The 21,545-nt window shown below is 59.4% G+C and carries 15 protein-coding genes; 8 read left to right on the top strand and 7 right to left on the bottom strand.

All coding sequences use genetic code 11. The annotated features are described in order from the left end of the window. The first annotated feature begins 11 nt into the window (after positions 1-11). The 5 genes from ACR0AI_RS15115 (at position 12) to ACR0AI_RS15095 (ending at position 5,013) form a co-directional block, all read left to right on the top strand. Complete coding sequence (locus tag ACR0AI_RS15115; RefSeq protein ID WP_170375647.1) at positions 12-995, top strand: tripartite tricarboxylate transporter substrate binding protein; 984 nt, start codon at positions 12-14, stop codon at positions 993-995. A 69-nt stretch (positions 996-1,064) separates the two neighbouring features. Further along, the gene (locus ACR0AI_RS15110; RefSeq protein ID WP_170460001.1) at positions 1,065-1,547 is read left to right on the top strand and encodes a tripartite tricarboxylate transporter TctB family protein; all 483 of its coding nucleotides are present in this window, start codon (positions 1,065-1,067) and stop codon (positions 1,545-1,547) included. Between the two features lies 1 nt (position 1,548). Continuing rightward, positions 1,549-3,060, top strand: a complete 1,512-nt coding sequence (locus tag ACR0AI_RS15105) for a tripartite tricarboxylate transporter permease (RefSeq protein WP_480675280.1) — start codon at positions 1,549-1,551, stop codon at positions 3,058-3,060. Next, complete coding sequence (locus ACR0AI_RS15100; RefSeq protein WP_480675282.1) at positions 3,050-4,237, top strand: CaiB/BaiF CoA transferase family protein; 1,188 nt, start codon at positions 3,050-3,052, stop codon at positions 4,235-4,237. The genes ACR0AI_RS15105 and ACR0AI_RS15100 overlap by 11 nt, the downstream gene beginning before the upstream one ends. Next, on the top strand, positions 4,234-5,013 hold the full coding sequence (locus ACR0AI_RS15095; protein WP_480675284.1) for a citryl-CoA lyase: 780 nt from the start codon (positions 4,234-4,236) through the stop codon (positions 5,011-5,013). The genes ACR0AI_RS15100 and ACR0AI_RS15095 overlap by 4 nt, the downstream gene beginning before the upstream one ends. Here the strand turns inward: ACR0AI_RS15095 and ACR0AI_RS15090 are convergent. The 5 genes from ACR0AI_RS15090 to ACR0AI_RS15070 form a co-directional block, all read right to left on the bottom strand. After that, positions 5,010-6,713, bottom strand: a complete 1,704-nt coding sequence (locus ACR0AI_RS15090) for an ABC transporter ATP-binding protein (protein ID WP_480675286.1) — start codon at positions 6,711-6,713, stop codon at positions 5,010-5,012. The genes ACR0AI_RS15095 and ACR0AI_RS15090 overlap by 4 nt on opposite strands. 4 nt (positions 6,714-6,717) lie before the next feature. Further along, complete coding sequence (locus tag ACR0AI_RS15085; protein WP_170471477.1) at positions 6,718-7,668, bottom strand: ABC transporter permease; 951 nt, start codon at positions 7,666-7,668, stop codon at positions 6,718-6,720. Next, on the bottom strand, positions 7,665-8,642 hold the full coding sequence (locus ACR0AI_RS15080) for an ABC transporter permease (protein WP_170483132.1): 978 nt from the start codon (positions 8,640-8,642) through the stop codon (positions 7,665-7,667). The genes ACR0AI_RS15085 and ACR0AI_RS15080 overlap by 4 nt, the downstream gene beginning before the upstream one ends. 106 nt (positions 8,643-8,748) lie before the next feature. Next, positions 8,749-10,314, bottom strand: coding sequence for an ABC transporter substrate-binding protein (locus ACR0AI_RS15075; RefSeq protein ID WP_480675288.1), 1,566 nt, complete (start codon positions 10,312-10,314; stop codon positions 8,749-8,751). A gap of 90 nt (positions 10,315-10,404) precedes the next feature. Further along, complete coding sequence (locus ACR0AI_RS15070; protein ID WP_480675290.1) at positions 10,405-11,985, bottom strand: ABC transporter substrate-binding protein; 1,581 nt, start codon at positions 11,983-11,985, stop codon at positions 10,405-10,407. Positions 11,986-12,258: 273 nt separating this feature from the next. On the opposite strand from ACR0AI_RS15070, the gene ACR0AI_RS15065 reads away from it, so the two are divergent. From ACR0AI_RS15065 to ACR0AI_RS15055, 3 genes are all read left to right on the top strand, one after another. Further along, the gene (locus ACR0AI_RS15065) at positions 12,259-14,001 is read left to right on the top strand and encodes a type I secretion system permease/ATPase (RefSeq protein ID WP_170638171.1); all 1,743 of its coding nucleotides are present in this window, start codon (positions 12,259-12,261) and stop codon (positions 13,999-14,001) included. Further along, entirely contained in the window at positions 13,998-15,305 is a 1,308-nt protein-coding gene (locus tag ACR0AI_RS15060; protein ID WP_480675292.1) for an HlyD family type I secretion periplasmic adaptor subunit, read from the top strand. The genes ACR0AI_RS15065 and ACR0AI_RS15060 overlap by 4 nt, the downstream gene beginning before the upstream one ends. A gap of 154 nt (positions 15,306-15,459) precedes the next feature. Then, entirely contained in the window at positions 15,460-18,249 is a 2,790-nt protein-coding gene (locus ACR0AI_RS15055; RefSeq protein WP_480675294.1) for a bifunctional aconitate hydratase 2/2-methylisocitrate dehydratase, read from the top strand. A gap of 72 nt (positions 18,250-18,321) precedes the next feature. On the opposite strand, the gene ACR0AI_RS15050 is transcribed toward ACR0AI_RS15055, so the two are convergent. Then, entirely contained in the window at positions 18,322-20,355 is a 2,034-nt protein-coding gene (locus ACR0AI_RS15050) for a bifunctional aldolase/short-chain dehydrogenase (RefSeq protein WP_480675296.1), read from the bottom strand. Positions 20,356-20,382: 27 nt separating this feature from the next. Then, entirely contained in the window at positions 20,383-21,483 is a 1,101-nt protein-coding gene (gene mtnA / locus ACR0AI_RS15045) for an S-methyl-5-thioribose-1-phosphate isomerase (RefSeq protein ID WP_480675298.1), read from the bottom strand. Positions 21,484-21,545 lie beyond the last annotated feature (62 nt).

Raw genomic sequence — 21,545 nt, 5'->3', positions numbered from 1 at the left:
GGGAGGACATCATGACAACTTTCAAACTGGGCCGTCGCGCCCTGATCGCGGCTGTGGCCGCTGTTGGTCTTGCAGGACCTGTTTTGGCTGACGGCCACGAGGTCGTAGACAGCATCCACTTCCTGATCCCCGGCGGCGCAGGCGGCGGCTGGGACGGTACGGCCCGCGGAACGGGCGAGGCGCTGACCAAGGCAGGTCTTGTCGGCACCGCGTCCTACGAGAACATGTCGGGCGGCGGCGGCGGTAAAGCCATTGGCTACCTGATCGAGAACGCCGACAGCAACCATGGCACGCTGATGGTGAACTCGACCCCCATCGTGATCCGCTCACTGACGGGTGTGTTCCCACATAACTTCCGCGACCTGACGCTGGTCTCGGGCACAATCGGCGACTACGCGGCCATTGTTGTCGGTAAGGACAGCCCGATCAATTCGATGGCGGACCTGCTGGCCGCCTACGACGCGGACCCGGGTGCAACAGCAATCGGCGGCGGCTCGGTTCCGGGCGGTATGGACCATCTGGTTGCGGCCATGGTGATGGAAGCAGCGGGCAAAGACGCGCTTGGCGTCAAATACATTCCTTATGATGCAGGCGGTAAAGCCATGGCAGCCTTGCTGTCTGGTGAGATCGCAGCGCTGTCCACCGGTTTCTCGGAAGCCGTCGATTTGGCAAATGCAGGCGAGGTGAAAATCATCGGTGTGACTGCGGATGAGCGTGTAGACGCCGCGCCTGACGCACAGACCATGAAGGAACAGGGCATCGATACCACCTTCGTCAACTGGCGCGGTTTCTTCGCAGCGCCCGGCCTGCCCGAAGACAAGCTGGCCGCCTACCAAGACGCCATCGCCAAGATGTATGACACCCCCGAGTGGGAAGAAGTACGTGCGCGCAATGGCTGGGTGAACATCCACAATTCGGGCGACGACTTCTCGACCTTTCTCGAGCAGCAAGAGCAGCAGATCAGCGATCTGATGAAAAAACTGGGCTTCCTCTAAGCACCACTCACGGCAGAGCGGCCCGCCCGCTCTGCCACAATCAACAAAAAACACGAGGGAGGGGATGTCATGGCGCTGGATCGCTGGATCGCGCTTGTTTTGCTTGGGGTCTGTCTGGCCTATGGCTACGCCGCCTGGTTTACGATGGATGGCAGCCTGCCCCCCTTCATGCAGCGCAACCCCATTTGGCCAAGCACCTTCCCTAAAGTGCTATCTGTTCTGGGCATCATCGCCTGCACGATCATCCTGCTGGGGTTTGAGAAATCCGAGCCGAAAGCGGCCGATATCGACTACCGCCGTCTGGGTGACTACCACCTTGATCAAGCTTTGATGCTGTTGGCCCTGATGGTGATCTACGCCTTGTGCCTGCGGCCCGTCGGCTTTCTGATCTCAACTTCTGCCTTCCTGATCCTTGGCTCGTTCATACTGGGCGAGCGCAAGTGGCACATCATGTTGCCGGTCGCCTTCATCGCCACAGGCGCGGTCTGGTATCTGGTTCAGGAAGTCCTGGGCATCTACATGCGCCCCCTGCCGGGCATTTTCGGAGGCTGATATGCTCGAAGGACTTCTGATCGGCCTGCAAACGGCATTCTCAATTCAAAACCTGCTGATGGTCATTGCTGGCTGTCTGATCGGCACCTTCATCGGCATGCTTCCTGGCCTCGGCCCGATGTCGATCATCGCCATCATGATCCCGGTCGCGATTTCGATGGGCGATCCCTCGGCAGCCCTGATCCTGTTGGCAGGCGTCTACTATGGCGCGATTTTTGGCGGTTCGACCTCGTCCATTCTGCTGAACGCACCGGGGGTTGCGGGCACCGTGGCCTCAAGTTTCGATGGCTACCCGATGGCGCGGCAAGGCAAGGCCGGTAAGGCGCTGACCATCGCGGCCATCGCCAGTTTCGCCGGGGGTACACTCGGGGCCATTCTATTAATGGTCTTCGCACCCGCGCTTTCTTCGGTCGCGCTACTATTCCATTCAGCTGAATACTTCGCCCTTATGGTCGTCGGCCTGTCTGCCATCGCGGCCTTTGCAGGATCGGGTCAGGTTGCCAAAGCCATGATCATGACAATCCTCGGCCTCATCATGGCAACCGTAGGCGAAGGTGCATTGTTCAACCTGCCCCGTTTCACCATGGGGATCATGGACCTGCAGTCCGGCTTTGGCTTCATTACGCTGGCCATGGCCATGTTCGCCCTGCCAGAGGCACTTTTCTTAGTCCTGAAGCCCAAAGACCTGCAAGGCGATGACGGAGAGATCAAGGACCTCCGCATTACCAAAGATGAGGCAAAAGCGATTGCACCCGTCATTGGCCGTCAGTCCGTTCAGGGCTTTTTCATCGGCGTCCTGCCTGGGGCTGGGGCGACAATTGCCAGCTTCCTCGGCTACGCGGTCGAACGCAATATTGCACCGAAGCAGGAACAGGAGGAGTTCGGCAAAGGCTCGATCAAAGGTCTGGCCGCACCGGAATCCGCCAACAACGCGGCCTGTACCGGGTCATTCGTACCCCTGCTAACGCTAGGCATCCCAGGGTCGGGCACAACGGCCATCCTGTTGGGCGCTCTGATCGCGCTGAACGTGACACCCGGCCCGCGCCTGATGGTGGATGAGCCTCAGATCTTCTGGGCCGTCATCATGTCGATGTTCATCGGCAACCTGGTGCTGCTGATCCTGAACCTGCCGCTGATCCCCTACATCGCCAAAGTGCTGGCCGTACCGCGCAATTTCCTGATCCCGTTCATCCTGTTCTTCACCCTGATGGGCGCCTATATCGGTCAGAACAACGCGACCGAGCTGCTGATCCTCGTGGGTTTCGGCATCTGCGCCACTGCATTGAAATTCGCGGACTACCCCCTCGCCCCGCTTCTGATCGGGTTCATCCTTGGCGGAATGATGGAGGACAACTTTGCCCGCTCGATGCAGCTCTATGACGGGATCGCCTTCATCTGGGAACGCCCGATGACCCTAGGCCTGTTGGTGATCGCCGTCCTTCTGGTGCTGCTGCCGAGCTACCGTGCGCGCCGTGCGCGGGCACGGGCCGCGGGTATTGCAGATGGGGACTGACCCTCTGGCCGGCATTCGCGTTCTGGATCTGACGAACGTGCTTGCCGGCCCCTATTGCTGCTACCAGCTCGCATTAATGGGGGCCGAGGTGATCAAGGTCGAACGCCCCGGCTCGGGCGATCTTGCCCGAGTGTTGGGCGCTGATCCTGAGCGCAACAAAGCTGGCATGGGGATCAGCTTTCTGGCGCAGAATGCGGCGAAGAAATCCGTCACGCTGGACATGAAATCCGACCGGGGCAAAGCCTTGCTGAAAAAGCTTGTTCGCACCGCCGATGTTCTGGTCGAGAATTTCAGGCCCAGCGTTATGGATCGACTAGGTCTGGGCTATGAAATCCTGAAAGCTGAAAACCCGCGACTGATCTACTGCGCGATCAGCGGCTTTGGGCAGGACGGACCCCGCCGCGATGATCCAGCCTATGACCAGATCGTTCAGGGGGTCAGCGGTGTCATGTCCATCACCGGCGCGCCGGACACGGCCCCTTATCGTGTTGGCTACCCTCTGGCTGATACGGTTGGCGGCCTGACCGCAGCATTCGCCATCTCATCCGCCCTGAACGAGACCCCACGTGGCGCATTTCTGGATATTGCGATGACCGAGGCGGTGATTTCTACGATGGGTTGGGTCGTCTCGAACCACCTGATCGGTGGCGTTACGCCTGCCGCGCATGGGAACGAAAACACAACCTCGGCACCCTCGGGCACCTTTGCCACTGCAGACAGTCCGATCAACATCGCTGCAAATCGGGATGAACAATGGCAAGCACTGGCTCGGCAACTGGGTCGGAACGACCTGCTGGACGATCCAGCCTACACAACACGAGAGGATCGCAAGGCTAACCGTCACGCCTTGCGCGCGGAATTGGAGCTCACGCTGACCACGCGACCGGCAAAGGAATGGGTGCGAGAGTTGAACGATATTGGAGTGCCCACCGGGCAGGTACTGACCGTCGCCGATGCGCTCGACGACCCGCAATTATCTGGGCGGGGTTTGATCGGTACGCTGGACATTCACGGTGAAGACCTACAGCTCGCTGGCAGCCCTATTGTCCTAGACGGCGCGCGCAAACATCCTGGGACCGCGCCGCCGGAATTGGGCGCAGACAACTTCAAAATCTGGTCTGAACTCGGGCTTTCGCAGGATGAGATCAACGCCTTGAAAAAGGAGGGCATCATATGAGCGATGTATCCGATTGGTGGCAAACCTCGATCATCGACATGGAGCCTGGCCGGATACACCTGCGCGGAGAGCCGATCCAGGATTTGATCGGCAATCTGAGTTTCGTCGAAATGATCTGGTTCATGCTGCGCGGCGAGAAACCGACCGAAGCCAAAGCCCATTTGTTCGAAGCGGCTTTGGTCGGGGCCGTTGATCATGGCCCGCAAGCGCCCTCAATCGCTGCCGCCAGAATGGCCGTGACCTGCGGACTGCCCCTGAACAACGCGATGGCCAGCGCGGTCAACATGCTGGGCGATGTGCATGGCGGGGCCGGAGAGCAGGCGGTGCTGCTCTATCACTTTGTTGCAGGGCATTCGGGCGAATTGGGGCAAGCGTTGGATGATTGGATCACCACTCACGGAAAGATTCTGCCGGGTTTTGGCCATCGCTTTCACACCCCGACCGATCCGCGCGCCCCGCGCCTGATGGCGCTGGTCGCCGAAGCCGTCGAACAAGGGGCATGCAGCGGTAATTTCATGCGGATCGGGCAGGCGATTGAGACCGAGCTGGCCCATCGCAAAGGCAAACCCGTCCCCATGAATATCGATGGCGCGACGGCCGTGATCTATGCCGAGCTAGGCTTTGCCCCACCCTTGGCGCGCGGGTTGTTCTGTCTGTCCCGTTCGGTCGGTATCCTGACTCACGCGTGGGAGCAGATGGAGCAAGGTGGCCGCAATAAGGGACCGACCCCGCCCGCCTATCGCTGGACTTATGTGGCCCCAACAACCAAGACCTAAACGTCCAGTCCTTCGGTCGACAGATCATCAAGTCGCGGCATCAGGTGCAATAGTTCCTTGGCGTAGTCCGTCTGCGGGTTGGCGAACAGGGCGTCAGTCTCTTGGATCTCAACCATCTGCCCTGCCTTCATCACGGCAACGCGGTCGCACATCTGCCTCACGACCGGAAGATCGTGGCTGATGAACAGCATCGTCAGGCCCAGATGCTCTTGCAGGTCCTTCAGGATGTTCAGGATCTGCGCCTGGATCGAGACGTCTAGCGCACTGGTTGGCTCATCGCAGATCAGGAACCGAGGCTGCGTCGCCAAGGCGCGCGCGATAGAGATACGCTGACGCTGCCCGCCCGAGAACTCATGCGGGTATTTCAGGCCCGCTTCCGAACCCAGCCCGACCTGATCCAACAGCTCATCCACCCGACGCTTGACGTCTGAGCCGCTCATGAGGCGGTGATGACGGATCGGTTCTGCCACGATCTCGTCCACGCGCATTCTGGGGTTCAAAGACGAATAAGGATCCTGAAAGATCATTTGGATGTTCTTGCGATAAGCATCCTGCACGGCTTTGTCGCCCAGATCACTGACCAATTGCCCATCAAACGTGATCGAGCCGCCATCGACCGGATACAAGCCAGCAATCATCCGCGCCACAGTGGACTTACCCGAGCCGGACTCACCCACCACGCCGAACACCTCGCCCGCGCGGATATCAAAGCTCACGTCATCGACGGCGGTAAAATAGGTCCGGTCCCAAGGTAAAAGTCCGCGCCGTTGCAGGAAGCGTTTGGTCAGGTTGCGGATTTCGAACACGGGCTTGGACGTGTCGTTATCCACTTTCGGCCAATGGCGCGCCATATCCTCGATCGCAAAGCGCGTCTCACGCCCGCCATAGCTGATCTGAGGGAAACGGTGCAGCTTGAGCGTCGGCCGCGGCACCGCCGCGATCAGCGAGCGCGTGTATTCGTGTTGGGGCTGCCCCATCACCTGCGCGGTTGTTCCACTTTCGACAACCTTGCCAGCATACATAACGGTCACGCGGTCGGTCGTATCGGCGATGACGCCCATGTCATGTGTGATCAAAATAACACCGACCTGCCGTTCCTGCGCCAATTCCTTGATCAGGTCCAGAATCTGCGCCTGAACCGAGACATCCAATGCCGTGGTCGGCTCGTCCGCGATGATAACATCCGGTTCGGTACACAGCGCCAAGGCGATCACCACCCGTTGGCGCATCCCGCCTGAGAATTGGTGCGGATACTGGTCCAGACGCGTATCAGGGTCCGGGATACCCACCCGGTCGATCAAGTCGCGGGCGCGTTGATTGGCCTCGGCGTCGGTGCAACCCAGATGGGCCAGGATGGTTTCGGTCAGCTGCTCTCGGATCGTGAACAAAGGGTTCAGAGAGGTCAGCGGGTCCTGAAAGATCATCGAGATCTTCTTGCCGCGCAGGCCGCGCATCGCCTCGGCATCAAGGCCACTGATCTGTTCTCCGCCCAGCTTGATCTGGCCGCTGGCGATCCGTCCGGGACGTTCCAGCAGCCCCATGACAGCCGCGCCGATGGTGGATTTGCCTGCACCGGATTCGCCCACCAAACCGTGGATTTCACCCGGCTCGACGGACAGGTCTGCGTGATCCACCGCAGTGAACAGCTTGCGGCGGGTCGGGAATTCGACGGTGAGGTCTTGGATGGTCAGAAGGCTCATGAAATCACCGCAGTTTTGGGTTCAGCGCATCGCGCAGCCAGTCGCCCAGCAGGTTCACCGACAGGGCGAGGGCCAGAAGGGTGCAGGCGGGGAAGAACAGAATCCACCACTCTCCCGAGAACAGGAACCCCTGTCCAATACGGATCAGCGTCCCCAACGAAGGTTGGGTCGGAGGCGCGCCGACGCCAAGGAAGCTCAGCGTCGCCTCGGCGATGATGGCCAGCGCCAGCGAGATCGTTGCGATGACCAGAACAGGGCTGAGGACATTGGGAAGGATGTGTCGGAACATAATCGGGATTGAGCCGCGACCGATCAGCCGCGCCGCCTGCACGTATTCTTTGTTCTTCTCGACCAGCGCCGCCCCGCGGACGACCCGCGCAAACTGCACCCAGTCGGACAAAGCGATGGCGATGATCAAAACGTAGATTGCCATCTCATCGCGATATTCAGGCGGGGTCACGCCCTTGGCAATGCCGAAGATCAGCATGGCGACCAGAATGGCCGGAAAGGTCAGCTGAACGTCGGCGATCCGCATGATCAGCGTCTCGACCCAGCCGCCAAAATAGGCCGCGACCAGCCCCAGAACGACTCCGATGATCAGAGCCAGCAATACGGCGGCAGCCCCCACGAACAAGGAAATGCGCAACCCGTAGAGGATGGTCGAGAATACATCCCGACCCTGGTCGTCTGTGCCCAGCAGGAAGGTTTCCTGCGTAAACGCATTCGGTGTGCCCGGCGGTGTGAAGCCGTTCATCAAGTTTAGCGTCGCCGGGTCGAACGGATTGTAGGGCGCGATCAAGGGCGCGAAAATGGCGCAAAACACAAGGATCAGCACAACGGCCGAGGCGATGACAGCCACGGGCGAATGCCGGAATGACCAAGCGAAATCGCTGTCCCACGCTTTGGCAAAGCGCGACTTAGAGGCGGGTTGCGGGGTTTCGATCGTATCGGTCATGTGGCCCTCGCGTCGACACGCAGGCGCGGGTCAATGGCATAGTAAAGAAGATCGACGATCAGGTTGATCGTCACGAACATGACCGAGATCAGCATCAGATAGGCGGCCATGACGGGAATATCGACGAACTGGATTGCGTTGATGAACAGCAGTCCGACACCAGGCCATTGGAACACGGTCTCGGTGATGATGGCAAAGGCGATGATCGAGCCTAGTTGCAAACCAGTGATCGTAATCACCGGCACCAGCGTGTTTTTCAGCGCGTGGCGGAAGTTGATTACCCTGTCCGAAAGCCCTCGGGCACGGGCGAAACGGACGTAGTCGGCGCGCAGGACCTCGAGCATCTCGGACCGCACCAGACGCATGATCAGGGTCATCTGATACAGGCCCAGCGTAATCGCGGGCAGGATCAGCGCCTTTAGGCCCGAGGTGGTCAGAAACCCGGTTGACCAACCTCCGATCATGACCGTCTCACCTCTGCCGAAACTGGGTAAGAGGTCAAGTTCGACCGAGAATATGTAGATCAGCAATATCCCGATCAGGAAGGTGGGCAGAGAGACCCCGATCAGACTGACCGTCATGATGATATTCGCCGCCACTCCTTGTCGTCGGATCGCCGTGAAGACGCCCAGCGCGATGCCCATGGTGATGGCGAGGAAGCCTGACACGAAGGCCAGCTCAAGCGTCGCAGGCGCACGTTCAGCGATGATGGTCGAGACCGGACGGCCTTGACGGTAGGACACTCCGAAATTGCCCTGAACCGCGCCCTGCAGGAACTTGGCGTATTGCACGATAAATGGCTGATCGAGGCCCAGTTCCGTCCTCAGCCGGTCGATATCGGCCTGTGTGCGTTCCTGACCCAGCATGTTGTCGATCGGATCGCCGACAAAACGAAACATCGAGAACGCGACCAGACCCACGACCAGCAAAACGATCACGGATTGGAACATCCTTCGAACAATATATGCGAACATTCAGAATCCCCGGTTGATCGGCCTGTCTAAGCCGCGTCTGACCAAATGGTCAAGATACCGCTAACGAAACAGGGGCCAGAACGATCCGGCCCCTTGAACAGCGTTTTCAGTTTACACTCACCCACCGCAGGATGAAGAAGTTGTCCGGCCGTTGGGTCAACTCGATATTGCTGCGCGTTCCCCAGACCAGAGGTTGCACATACATCGGGACATAGACCTGCTCATCCTGAATGATGCTGGTGACCTCGTCCAACATGGCCTGACGGGTGCCTTCATCCAGCTCGGACTGAATCTGCGGCAGCAGTTCATCGACACGCGCGTTCGAGAAGCCACCGAAATTCCAGCTGCCCAGCTTTTTCTCTTCGTTGGGCGTCGCGACCAGAAAACGCACGGGGTGTTCGGCGTCGAACGTGCCCGGACTCCAGCCCAGCAGGTACATGTCGTAATTGTCCTCGCGCAGTTCGGGCCAGTAGTTGCGCACCGGCATCGCGTCCAGTTCGGCTGTTAGGCCGATCTGTGCCAGCATGCTGACAATCGCCTGACAGACGGCCTCGTCATTCAGATAGCGGTCATTGGGGCATTTGAGGCCGAACGAAAACCCATCCGCGTATCCAGCTTCGGCCAACAAGGCCTTTGCTGCCTCGACATCATAGGCGGGGCGTTCTGCATTGGCCGCAGAGTAACCACTCATCGCAGGGCTTACGAGTTGCGAGGCCGCCTCGGCATTGCCGCGCATGATCGTGGCGAGGATGGCATCGACATTCACCGCATGCGCCACGGCCTGGCGCACACGCGCATCCCGGAACGGGTTGGGTTTGCCAGCATCGTCGGTGTATTTCAGAGCCTCGGCCTGATGATCAAAGCCCAGCATGATCACGCGGGCCTCAATCCCCTGAATGACCTCGACCTCGTCATTGCCCTGAAGGCGCGCCACGTCCTGAATCGGAACGGGCTCAATCATATCTACATCGCCGGACAGCAAAGCCGCGACAGCGGTAGCAGAGTTCTGGATCGGGTTGAATTCGGCGCGGGCAATGTTGTGCTCTGCCTCACCCCACCAATCTTCAAAAGGCTCCAGAACAGTGCGCAGACCGGGCTCACGCGCGGTGATCTGAAACGCGCCGGTGCCGTTGGCGTTCAGCGTCGCGTAATTCCCGGTTTCCTTGTCGGGCAGAGCCGCCTCATTCGCCTCAGCCCAGCCCTGATCCATGATCATCCAGTTTGCGATGGACGACGGGAACAACGGGTTGGGTGCAGTGGTCATAAAATCGACGGTGTAGTCATCGACCACCTTGACCTCGCTGATCGGTGCAAACCAGCTGCGGGTATCCGAGACCTCATCCGAGGCACGTTGATAGCTGAACAGAACATCCTGCGCGTCGAATTTGCTGCCATCGTGGAACGTTACGCCCTCGCGCAGGGTGAACCGCCAGCCTTCGCCGTCTCCAATCGGTTCCCAACTAGTGGCCAAAGCGGGCTCGACGCTCATGTCCTTGCCGCGGCGGACCAGCCCTTCGTAGACATTGTTGAGAAAGCCAAGAACAGCAGCCGAATTGACGGCATGCGGGTCCATGGTCTGTGGATCGGTGGTCGAGGCCCATTTGAATTCAGCTGCCTGAGCGGCGCTTGCGGCCAAAAAGGCCAAACCGATGGCCGTTGCCTTGAAGGTCATGGCGATACCTCTCTGTTTTAGGTGAACAGTCGTGAAACACCAAATGACAGGGCGCTGGTCCGCGCCCTGCCCTGTCTTGCACCCTGAACCTTAGTTCATGGTAAAGTATTTGATCTTCGGCGAATCTTCCGGCTCAACGATTGTGCCGACATTCGACTTCATACCCCAGTTCAGCACCTGATGGTGAATCGGGATATACAGTTGATCGTCCTGCACAACCTGCCAGATCTCGGCGATCTGCGCGTCACGCTTCGGAAGGTCCGTTTCAGAGGCCAGCCCCTGGATCTTGGCGTCCAGATCCGGGTTGTTGTACCGGGTCGCATTCCACGAGCCGTATTTCTCACCCTTGGTGTGAACCAGGAAGTTGAAGATATACTCGGAGTCGTAGGTCGGAACGCCCCAGCCCAGCATGTAGAAGTCGGTCTCGAGGTTCGAGAGCAGCGGGAAATGCTGCGCCTTGGGTTTGGCATCCAGATTCACCGTGACACCAATCTGCGCCAGCATGCCGACGGCAGCCTGACAGATCGCTTCGTCGTTGACATAGCGGTCATTGGGGCAGTTCAGCGTGATGGAGAACCCATCCGGATATCCAGCCTCGGCCATCAGGGCCTTGGCGCCTTCGATATCGGTCGTGGAGGAGCTGTCCATGCCCTCATCCCAACCGTTCACGAAAGGCGGTGCGATCATGCCAGCAGGGGCCGACTGGCCACGCATAACGACCTGCTTGATGGCATCCCGGTTGATTGCCTTGGACATCGCCTGACGCACGCGTACGTCTGCCAACGGGTTCTTCCCGTCCACATTGTCCGAGCCCAGATCCGCATCACCCATGTTCATGCCGAAGAAGATCACGCGGTTCTGAGGCGCCGTTCGCACATCCAGACCATCGGTATCCGCAACACGGGCCAGATCCTGAACGGGGACGTCCTGAATGAAGTCGACCTCACCCGATAGCAGTGCAGCAACTCGGGTCGCGGCGTTCTGGATCGGGGTATAGATGATCTCGGTCACTTCCAAGGGGAACTCATCCTTACCCCAGTAGTTCTCGTTCGCGGTCAGGACGGTTTTCACGTCCGGTTCACGGCTGACCAGCTTGTACGGGCCAGTACCGTTTGCGTTCTTGGCGGCGAATGTATCCTCGCCCCCTTCATAGTCCTGCACCTTCACGGCGTTATTCGCCTCGGCCCAAGCCTTGTCCATCATGAACATGTTGGTCAGGTTATTGGGCATGATCGGGTTCGGACCGTCGGTTTCGATCTCGACCGTGTATTTGTCCGGCGCGCGCACCTCTTTGACCGAGGCGAGCAGCTCTTTGTAGTCCGAATCCGGCGTCATCGCGCGGTTGAGCGAAAAGACAACGTCTTCGCTGTCGAACTCGGCGCCGTCATGGAAAGTCACGCCTTCACGCAGTTTGAACACCCAGACATTCGGGTTTTCCTCGGACGGGGCCCATTCCGTCGCCAGCGACGGCACAAGCGCCCCGGAATGGTCGCGCATCACCAGCGTTTCCATGATCTGATGCGCCATGGCCGAGGTCGGACCCTCGTTCTGCGCATGCGGGTCCATCGTAAGCGAGTCGCCCGCGCGTGCCCAGCGCAGCGTTTCCGCAGAGGCAGTACCAGCCAAAAGGGCCATGGCACTGGCTGCGACCAGCAAGTGTTTCACTCTCATTGTAATCTCCCCAATTCTTTTTTAACCCGCACGGATGGCGGGTGATCGACGAAGCGCGATCAACGTGCCCTTGATAATCCAAATCATTCTGAAACTTGCAATGCCTAATTGGGGTGCTGGACCCGAGGGGAACCTGCCAGATTTTAGCCGTTTGGCCGGATTTCGCTGGTCCTTTGACGATCGAGTTGCATACCCTAACTCTTTCTTCGAGACTCGGTTCGCGGTAAAAAAACGTAGCCGCATCAGGCTGGACATCGTGTCGGGGACATTGATTTGAAACAGACAAACCGCAAACCGCCCAACCCGAGGCGAGAGCTTCAGAGCGTGCGCAACCAGAGCGTATCGTTTCTGGGTGTCGCGTTTCTATTCAGCATCTTCGTCAACCTGCTGATGCTGACCGGGCCGCTGTTCATGCTGCAGGTCTATGACCGGGTTCTCAGTTCGCGCTCGGTCGAGACGCTTACGGCGCTGTTTCTCCTGGTGGGGCTACTATACGGCTTGATGGCCATGCTGGACTACGCGCGCGGCCGGATTGTGGCGCGGTTCGGGGCCAAATTCCAATCCTCACTGGACGAGAGGGTTTTTGACGGAACCATTCGGCGCGCACTGTATCCACAGGTGCGTTCGGCCCCGGCAACGGCGTTGCGCGATCTGGAGGCCGTTCGGTCGCTTTGCGCGTCGCCTGTTTTCCTCGCCGTCATGGATATCCCGTGGACGCCCGTTTTCCTGGCTGCGATCTTCCTGTTTCACCCCTTGCTCGGCTGGCTGGCGGTTGCTGGTGGTAGCTTGCTGATCGTCATCGCATTGCTCAACCAGATCTTGACCAAACAGAAGGTGGCCGAGGCACAGGTTGCCTCGGGCCGGGCCAATGCCTTTGCGGAACAAGCGCGGCAAGCCGCCGAGGTAGTGCGGTCGCAGGGCATGCAGGGCGACGTCGCACAGCGCTGGTTGTCACAGCGTAGCAACGCCTTGTCACAGAGCATATCGGCCAGCGACTGGACCGGTAGTTTCACGTCTTTGACCAAATCGCTGCGCCTGTTCCTGCAATCCGCGATGTTGGCGCTTGGCGCTTGGCTGGTGTTGCGCAACGAGATGACAGCCGGGGCCATGATCGCCGGTTCGATCTTGCTGGGCCGCGCTTTGGCACCTGTGGAAATGGCGGTGGGCCAATGGGGGCTGATCGAAAACGCGCGAACCGCATGGTCTCGTCTTGGCACCTTCCTCGATGAAACCCCTCCCGAGCAGACCAAGACCAAGTTGCCCGTGCCCGAGGCGCGTCTCGTCGCAAAAGGTCTGACGGTCATTCCGCCCGGCGTTCAAAAGCCAACCCTGCGCAATGCCTCGCTGCTATTGGAACCCGGCAAGGCGCTGGGTGTGATCGGCAAAAGTGGCTCGGGCAAGACGACTCTGGCCAAGGCGCTTTTGGGCTTGCTGACCCCCGCAGCGGGTGAAATTCGCTTGGGTGGCGCGACACTGGATCAATATGCTGCAGATGATCTGGGCCACTACATCGGCTATCTGCCGCAACAGGTCACGCTGTTCAACGGAACCGTGACAGAGAACATCGCCCGGATGTCGCAACAACCTGATGACGCCGCTGTTGTCGCCGCCGCCAAGAAGGCAAACGCACATGAGCTGATCATGTCTTTGGAGAAGGGTTATGACACTTTCCTGGAAGGCAATGACAGCCAGCTGTCCGGCGGTCAGAAACAACGGATCGCGCTTGCCCGAGCGCTCTATGGTGATCCTGTGCTGCTGATCCTGGACGAACCGAACTCGGCCTTGGACGCCGACGGCACAGAAGCGCTGAACCGCGCGGTGCGCAGCCTCAAGAAAAGCGGCAAGGCCGCAATCATCATGACGCACCGCCCGCAGGCGATTTCCGAATGTGATGACCTGATCGTGGTCGAGAAAGGCCAGATCGTCAAAGCAGGCAGCCGGGACGAAGTTCTGGGTTCGATGGTTCAGAATGCCGGTGCGATCAAACGACACCTCAATAAAGTGGGTGAGAAATGAGCAACCCTCCTGCGCGCCGCAGTTGGCGCATAACCTTCCCTGCAACTGTGGGCTTTGTTGCGCTGCTCATCCTTGTTGTGGGCATCGGCATCTGGAGCGTTCGGACCCAACTGGCCGGTGCGATCATCTCACAGGGTGTGATCGAGGTGCAAAGCAACCGTCAGGTGGTCGAGCATCCCGATGGCGGGGTCGTCGGCGAGATTTTTGTGCGCGACGGGGATCTCGTGGAAAGCGGCGATCTGTTGCTGCGTCTGGACGATACGTTTCTGGCTTCGGAAAAGACCGTGGTCGAGACGCAATTGTTCGAACTGCTCAGCCGTCAGGCTCGGTTGGAAGCGGAACGCGATGGGGCCACCTCCGAGGAGTTGGCGGCAAAGCTGCGCGAGTTGCAGCAACGCGAAAACATCCCAGACGATCTGATCGCAGGTCAGCAGCGCCTGTTTGACGCTCGCAACGAGACTTTGACCCAACAGACCGAGCAATTGACCCGTCAGAAAACCCAGATCGAAAACGAAATCGACGGCACACAGGCACAGTTGACCGCCGCCCAAAAGCAAGTGGAGCTGATCAGCGAAGAGCTCAAGGATCAGGAAAGCCTGTTGCAGCGCGGCCTGACACAGGCCAGCCGCGTATCGGCCTTGCAACGGGAAGAGGCCAATTTGACCGGCGCCATCGGGCGGCTCGAGGCGACCATCGCCCGGCTTAAAGGACAGATTGCATCGACCGAAATCCAGATATTGGAGCTGAACGCAACCCGCCGCGAAGAAGCGATCACTACGCTGCGTGACGCACAGACGCGCATCGCCGAGCTTGCTGAACGGCGCCTGTCGCTGACCGAGCGCCTCTCGCGTCTGGATATTCGCGCGCCCGTTTCGGGAACCGTTTATGACAGTCAGGTTTTCGCCCTGCAGTCGGTCATCCAGCCAGCTGAACAGATGATGTATGTGGTGCCTCAGGATACGCCGCTTCTTGTGGCAGCCAAGGTCGATGCGATCCATGTGGACCAGCTGTTTCGTGGGCAAGAAGTCGCCCTGCGCTTTCCCAGCTTCAACCAGCGGGAAACCCCGGAACTTGATGGCCATGTTATCAATGTCTCAGCGGACACATTCACTGACGAGGGCACAGGCTTTACCTTCTACCGGGCCGAGCTGGTCCCCGATGACGGTCAACTGGATCGCCTCAACGGTCAAACTCTGCTGCCAGGCATGCCGGTCGAGGCGATGATCAAAACAGACGAGCGCACTCCGCTGTCCTACCTGACCAAGCCGCTGACCGACTACTTCACGCGAGCATTCCGGGAATAACACATCGCGCCTGGGGCAACCTGTCCCAGTATCGCAACTTGCAATCCCTGCTGATTTAGTATACCGCCGCATACAAAGAGTATGCCCGGGCGTCAGATCCATGTCTGAAACCGGGACCTCAAGCACCTTCTAACGCCAATACGTCGGGATAGCCATGAGCCTGTATACTGATTACCTTGCCGAGATCGAAACACGCAAAGAGCAGGGGTTGAACCCCAAACCCGTCGATGACGGTGCCCTGACAAAAGAGATCATTGACCAGATCCGCGACGCTCAGAATGAACACCGCGCGGACTCGCTGCACTTCTTCATCTACAACACCCTGCCCGGCACAACCAGCGCCGCAGGTGAGAAGGCGGCGTTTCTGAAAGAGATCATTCTGGGTCAGGCCGATGTCGAAGAAATCTCGCAGGATTTCGCGTTCGACCTGCTGTCGCACATGAAAGGCGGCCCCTCGGTCAAGGTACTGCTGGATCTGGCATTGGGCGACGATGCAGCGATTGCGGGCAAGGCGGCTGAGGTTCTGAAAACGCAGGTCTTCCTGTATGACGCGGATACCGACCGGCTGAAAGCTGCGCTCGATGCTGGCAATGCGGTGGCGAAAGACATCCTTGAAAGCTACGCCAAGGCCGAGTTCTTCACCAAACTGCCCGACATCGACGAAGAGATCGAAGTCGTCACCTATGTCGCCGCCGAAGGTGACATCTCAACCGACCTGCTGTCGCCCGGCAATCAGGCACACTCGCGCGCGGACCGCGAATTGCACGGTAAATGCCTGATCTCCGAGGCCGCGCAACAAGAGATCGAAGCGCTCAAGCTGAAGCATCCCGGCAAGCGCGTCATGCTGATCGCTGAAAAAGGCACCATGGGTGTGGGCTCGTCCCGTATGTCGGGTGTGAACAACGTGGCCTTGTGGACCGGCAAACAAGCCAGCCCTTATGTGCCTTTCGTCAACTACGCCCCCATCGTCGCAGGCACCAACGGCATTTCTCCGATCTTCCTGACCACCGTCGGCGTGACCGGCGGCATCGGGCTGGACCTGAAGAACTGGGTCAAAAAGGTCGATGAGGATGGCAACGCAATCCTCAACAATGACGGCAACCCGATCCTGGAAGAGAAGTACTCGGTCTCCACCGGTACGGTTCTGAAGATCAACACCAAAGACCACAAACTGCTGAGCGAAAACGGGGAAGAGCTGGTCGACGTGACCTCGTCCTTCACACCGCAAAAAGTTGAATTCATGAAGGCAGGCGGTTCCTACGCCATCGTCTTTGGCAAGAAACTGCAGACATTCGCGGCCGAAGCACTGGGTGTTGAGGCACCGCTGGTCTTTGCTCCGTCGAAGGAAATCAGCCACGAGGGCCAGGGCCTGACAGCGGTTGAAAAGATCTTCAACAAGAACGCCGTTGGGACCACACCCGGCAAGACCCTGCATGCCGGGTCGGACGTGCGCGTCAAGGTCAACATCGTCGGCTCACAAGACACAACCGGCCTGATGACCATGCAAGAGCTTGAGTCGATGGCGGCAACGGTTGTCTCACCCATCGTCGATGGGGCGTATCAGTCCGGCTGTCACACGGCCTCGGTCTGGGACCTCAAGGCGCAAGCCAACACCCCCCGCCTGATGAAGTTCATGAATGACTTCGGCCTCGTCACCGGGCGTGACCCGAAAGGCGTCTATCATTCGATGACCGACGTGATCCACAAGGTGCTGAACGACATCACCGTGGATGACTGGTCGGTCATCATCGGCGGCGACAGCCACACCCGCATGTCCAAAGGCGTGGCCTTCGGGGCCGACTCGGGTACCGTGGCGCTGGCGCTGGCCACGGGTGAGGCCTCGATGCCGATCCCTGAATCGGTCAAAGTGACCTTCAAGGGCACGATGGCCGAGCATATGGATTTCCGCGACGTGGTGCATGCGACCCAGGCGCAGATGCTGGAACAGCACGGCGACAACGTGTTCCAAGGCCGCGTGATCGAAGTGCACATCGGCACGCTACTGGCCGACCAGGCGTTCACATTCACCGACTGGACTGCCGAGATGAAGGCCAAAGCCTCAGTCTGTATCTCGAACGACGAGACCCTGATCGGCTCGCTGGAGCTGGCCAAGTCGCGCATCCAGATCATGATCGACAAAGGCATGGAGCATGAGAACGGCATGCTGCAAAAGCTGATCAACATCGCCGACGCTCGCATTGCCGAAATCAAGTCCGGCGAAAAGCCAGCGCTGCGCCCGGATAACAACGCGAAATACTTCGCCGAGGTAGTAGTTGATCTGGACCAGATCGTTGAACCGATGATCGCCGACCCGGATGTCCACAACGCCGATGTCTCCAAGCGCTATACCCACGATACGATCCGCCCGATCTCGTACTACAATGCCGAAAAGCATGTGGATCTGGGCTTTGTCGGCTCGTGTATGGTGCATAAGGGCGACATCAAGATCGTGGCCCAGATGCTGAAGAACCTTGAAAAGGAAACCGGCAAGGTCGAGTTCCAGGCCCCACTGGTCGTCGCAGCCCCGACCTACAACATCATCGACGAGTTGAAGAAAGAGGGCGACTGGGAAGTACTTGAGAAGTACTCAGGCTTTGAATTCGACGACCTGTTCCCGAAAGAAAAGGCGCGGACTGAGTACGAGAACATTCTGTATCTCGAACGTCCCGGCTGTAACCTGTGCATGGGCAACCAGGAAAAGGCCGCCAAGGGCGACACGGTTCTGGCCACCTCGACCCGCCTGTTCCAGGGCCGCGTCGTGGCAGATGCGCCGGACAAGAAGGGTGAATCGCTGCTGGCCTCGACCCCGGTTGTTGTCCTGTCGGCCATTCTGGGCCGGACACCCACGATCGAGGAATACAAAGCCTCGGTTGAAGGGATCGACCTGACCAAGTTCGCCCCTCCGGTTGCGAAAAACCCGGCCACTCAATCGGCGCATTTCTAACGCCGCATTTGACACGTTTTTCCTGCGCGCGGCCATTCATCGGTCGCGCGCAGGTGTTTTCAGGGGGCGAAGCTAGCGCAGCTCGGCTTCGGTGTTGCCACCGTCGACCGTGATGACGTGTCCCGTGGTACGCTCCATCAAGGCAAGATTGACAAAGCCTTCGGCGACATGATGCGCCTCGACCTCACGGCCCAGAAGGTTGCCGCCCATATAGACCTCTTCGCTAACACCTCGCGCGGCGGCGCGTTCCCTGATGAACGCATCCGTCAGCAGGCCCGATCGTATCTTGTCAGCATTGACCCCGTTGACCCGAATACCAGACCCCGCCAGTTCCAGCGCCAGTTGCCGCATCAGGAACATCGTGGCGGCTTTGGGGGTTCCATAGGCGCCCAGGTTGCGACCGGGATTGACCGCCTGTTTCGAGATGTTGAACAGGATCTGTCCACCACGCCCCTGATCCTGCATCAGCTTGGCAGCGGCGGTAGCAAAGGCCTTATGCGCGAAAAAGTTCAACTCGAAAGCCGCGCGGAAGGCGTCATCCTCCAGCTCAACCAGAGCGCCACCGGTGGCCGTGCCCGCATTCGACACCAGAATATCCAGCCCCCCGAAGGCCGCAACTGCAGCCGCCATCGCTGTATCGGCAGCGTCAGCTTGCGTGATGTCGAGCGCGCAGGCCGCGTGCCAGCGACCCAACTGGGATAGGGCCGCATCCAGCGCCTCCTGATCCCGATCCACCAGAACGACATTCGCGCCCTTGGCGGCAAAGGCTTTGGCGGTTGCCAGACCAATAGCGCCTGCCCCTCCGGTCACCATGACGACCCGGCCCTGAAACGGCGGAGAGGTGCCTTTGCCCAACTTTGCTTGCTCCAACGACCAATATTCGCAATCGAACATGTCCTTTTCACCGATGGGATAGAACCCGCCCGCATCTTCTGCGACCGCGCGCACGCGGATGTTCTGTTCAGCAAGATCAGCCGAGGCTGAGGCCGCCTTGGCGTTCACCCCAATCCCCAGCACACCGATCCCTTCGATCCACGCATGTTTGGGATCAGGGGTCAGCATGGTCTTGGGTTCCGCGGCCTGAGGGGCCTGACGGTCGAAATAGGCGCGGTAATCCACAGCGAAGGCTTCGACCTTGGCCTTGATGCTCTCTCGGTCGGTTAGGTCCGCCTGTTTCAGCACCAGCGGCCAACCCTTGGTGCGCAGAACGTGATCCGGTGAGGCCATGCCGCGAGTCGCCAGCGCGTCCGCATCGGCGCGCGCCATAAACGCATGTGTCGCGAGGCCATTTCTCAGATCGAAAACGGGCATCGCGCCGTCCCGATCCGCCGTGACCTCGGCGATCACACCGCGCAAGACGGGCAACATTTCCAGCCCGTTGGCAGGCAGACGTTCACCAATTGGCGTCAGTTCGGTCAGGCTCAGATAGTCCGCGACCTCATTGGTATGCTGAACGATCTTGTCATAGCTTTCCTGCGCGGTGGCGCCAAAGGCGAAATGACCATGTTTAAGGAGCAGCAGCCCTTCAACATCAGGGTTGGCGTCGTACACATCCGCCGCTGCTTTCGCGAGGCTAAAACCGGGCATGATGTAAGGCACGATCCCCAGCCGGTCGCCGAAAATCTCGCGACAGACCTCCTCGGCATTGGGCAAGTCGGCGAGGATCAGAAACGGCGTCGCGTGGGTGTGATCGACGTATTTGTGTGGCAGGAAGGCATGCAGCAGCGTTTCCACTGACGGGTTGGGCGAGGCCGAATTCAGCAGGCTTGAGCGCTGATAGTTCACCATGTCTTCATCCGACAACTTATCGAGTGTGCGTAGCTTCAACAGTGGCTCTTGCCAGACACCGGGCAGTCCGGGCGCTTCGATCGTGTCCAGATCCCAGCCCGAGCCTTTGACGTGCAGAACCGGCCGCATCTCGCCGAACAGATCGGGGCGCTCTAGCTTGACCGAGGTATTACCCCCGCCATGCATCAGCAGATCCGGGTTCTGACCGATGAGGCGCGAAGTGTAGACCCGCTCTGCCAATTCCTGATCCGCCGGATCGGCCCCGGCAGCCGCACGCCAGTCTGCGGCGGCCTGCGCCTTGTACATGTTTTCGATCATGTTTTTTGTATCCTTGTCGTTCTGCGCTCAGGCGGCTTGGCCAACCTTTTCGGGGAACATGGCTGCCAGACCTTCGGCGCTGGCTTCGCAGACGCCCCGTTCGGTGATCAAGCCGGTGACCAGACGGTTCGGCGTAACATCAAAGGCCGGGTTGCCCACAGCCGAGCCATCGGGGACGACACAGACCTCTCCAATGCCCTCCTCTGTCATGCCAAACACATGCGAGATTTCGCGGTCCGGTCGGTCCTCGATCGGGATTTCGGCGACCCCGTCCCGCAGCGTCCAATCGATGGTGGGTGAGGGCAAGGCCACATAAAACGGCACATTGTTGTCATGCGCGGCCAGGGCTTTCATATAGGTGCCAATCTTGTTGCAAACATCACCGGTCGAGGTTGTTCGATCCGTCCCGGTGATCACCAGATCTACTAGACCATGCTGCATCAGGTGACCGCCTGCGTTGTCGACGATGTATTGATGGCTGATGCCATGTTCGCCCAGCTCCCAAGCGGTCAATGCCCCTTGGTTCCGAGGTCGCGTTTCATCAACCCAGACATGGATCGGCAAGCCAGCGTTATGCGCCTGATACATCGGGCTGGTCGCAGTGCCCCAATCCACGGTGGCCAGCCACCCGCCATTGCAATGGGTCAACAATCGCACCGGCTCACCTGAGGGTTTGCGGGCGGCGATGTCGCGGATCAAAGCAAGCCCATGTTCTCCGATCCGGCGATTGATCTCGATATCCTCTTCGCAGATATCATCCGCCAGCGCCCAGGCCGCAGCGGCGCGCTGATCAATTGGCAGAGGCAGCAGGGCCTCCCGGCAGCGCTGCAACGCCCAATTCAGGTTTACCGCCGTTGGCCGGGTCGCGTTCAGAACCGAGGCTGAATGTTCAAAACTCTGATCAGACGGGTCCCGAGACATCGCATCCGCCATACCATAGGCAGCGGTCGCCCCGATCAGAGGCGCCCCACGCACCCACATCTCGCGGATTGCGGCCTCAAACTCGGCCAGAGAGGACAGGGTGGCGATCCGGAAATCATGCGGCAGCCAGCGCTGGTCGATGATCCTGACCTCGCCGCTTTCAGCGTCGCGCCAGATTGAGTGGTAGTGAACACCGCCATTTTTCATCCTCTGCCCTCCGGTCGGGTTTCATGGGGTCTTCCACACGTTCCAGTATTTTCACGCAGGCC

It is taken from the genome of Ruegeria sp. BG3 (assembly GCF_056538485.1).
The sequence above is the reverse complement of the archived record's forward strand: the minus strand, read 5'-3'. Positions and strand labels throughout refer to the sequence as shown.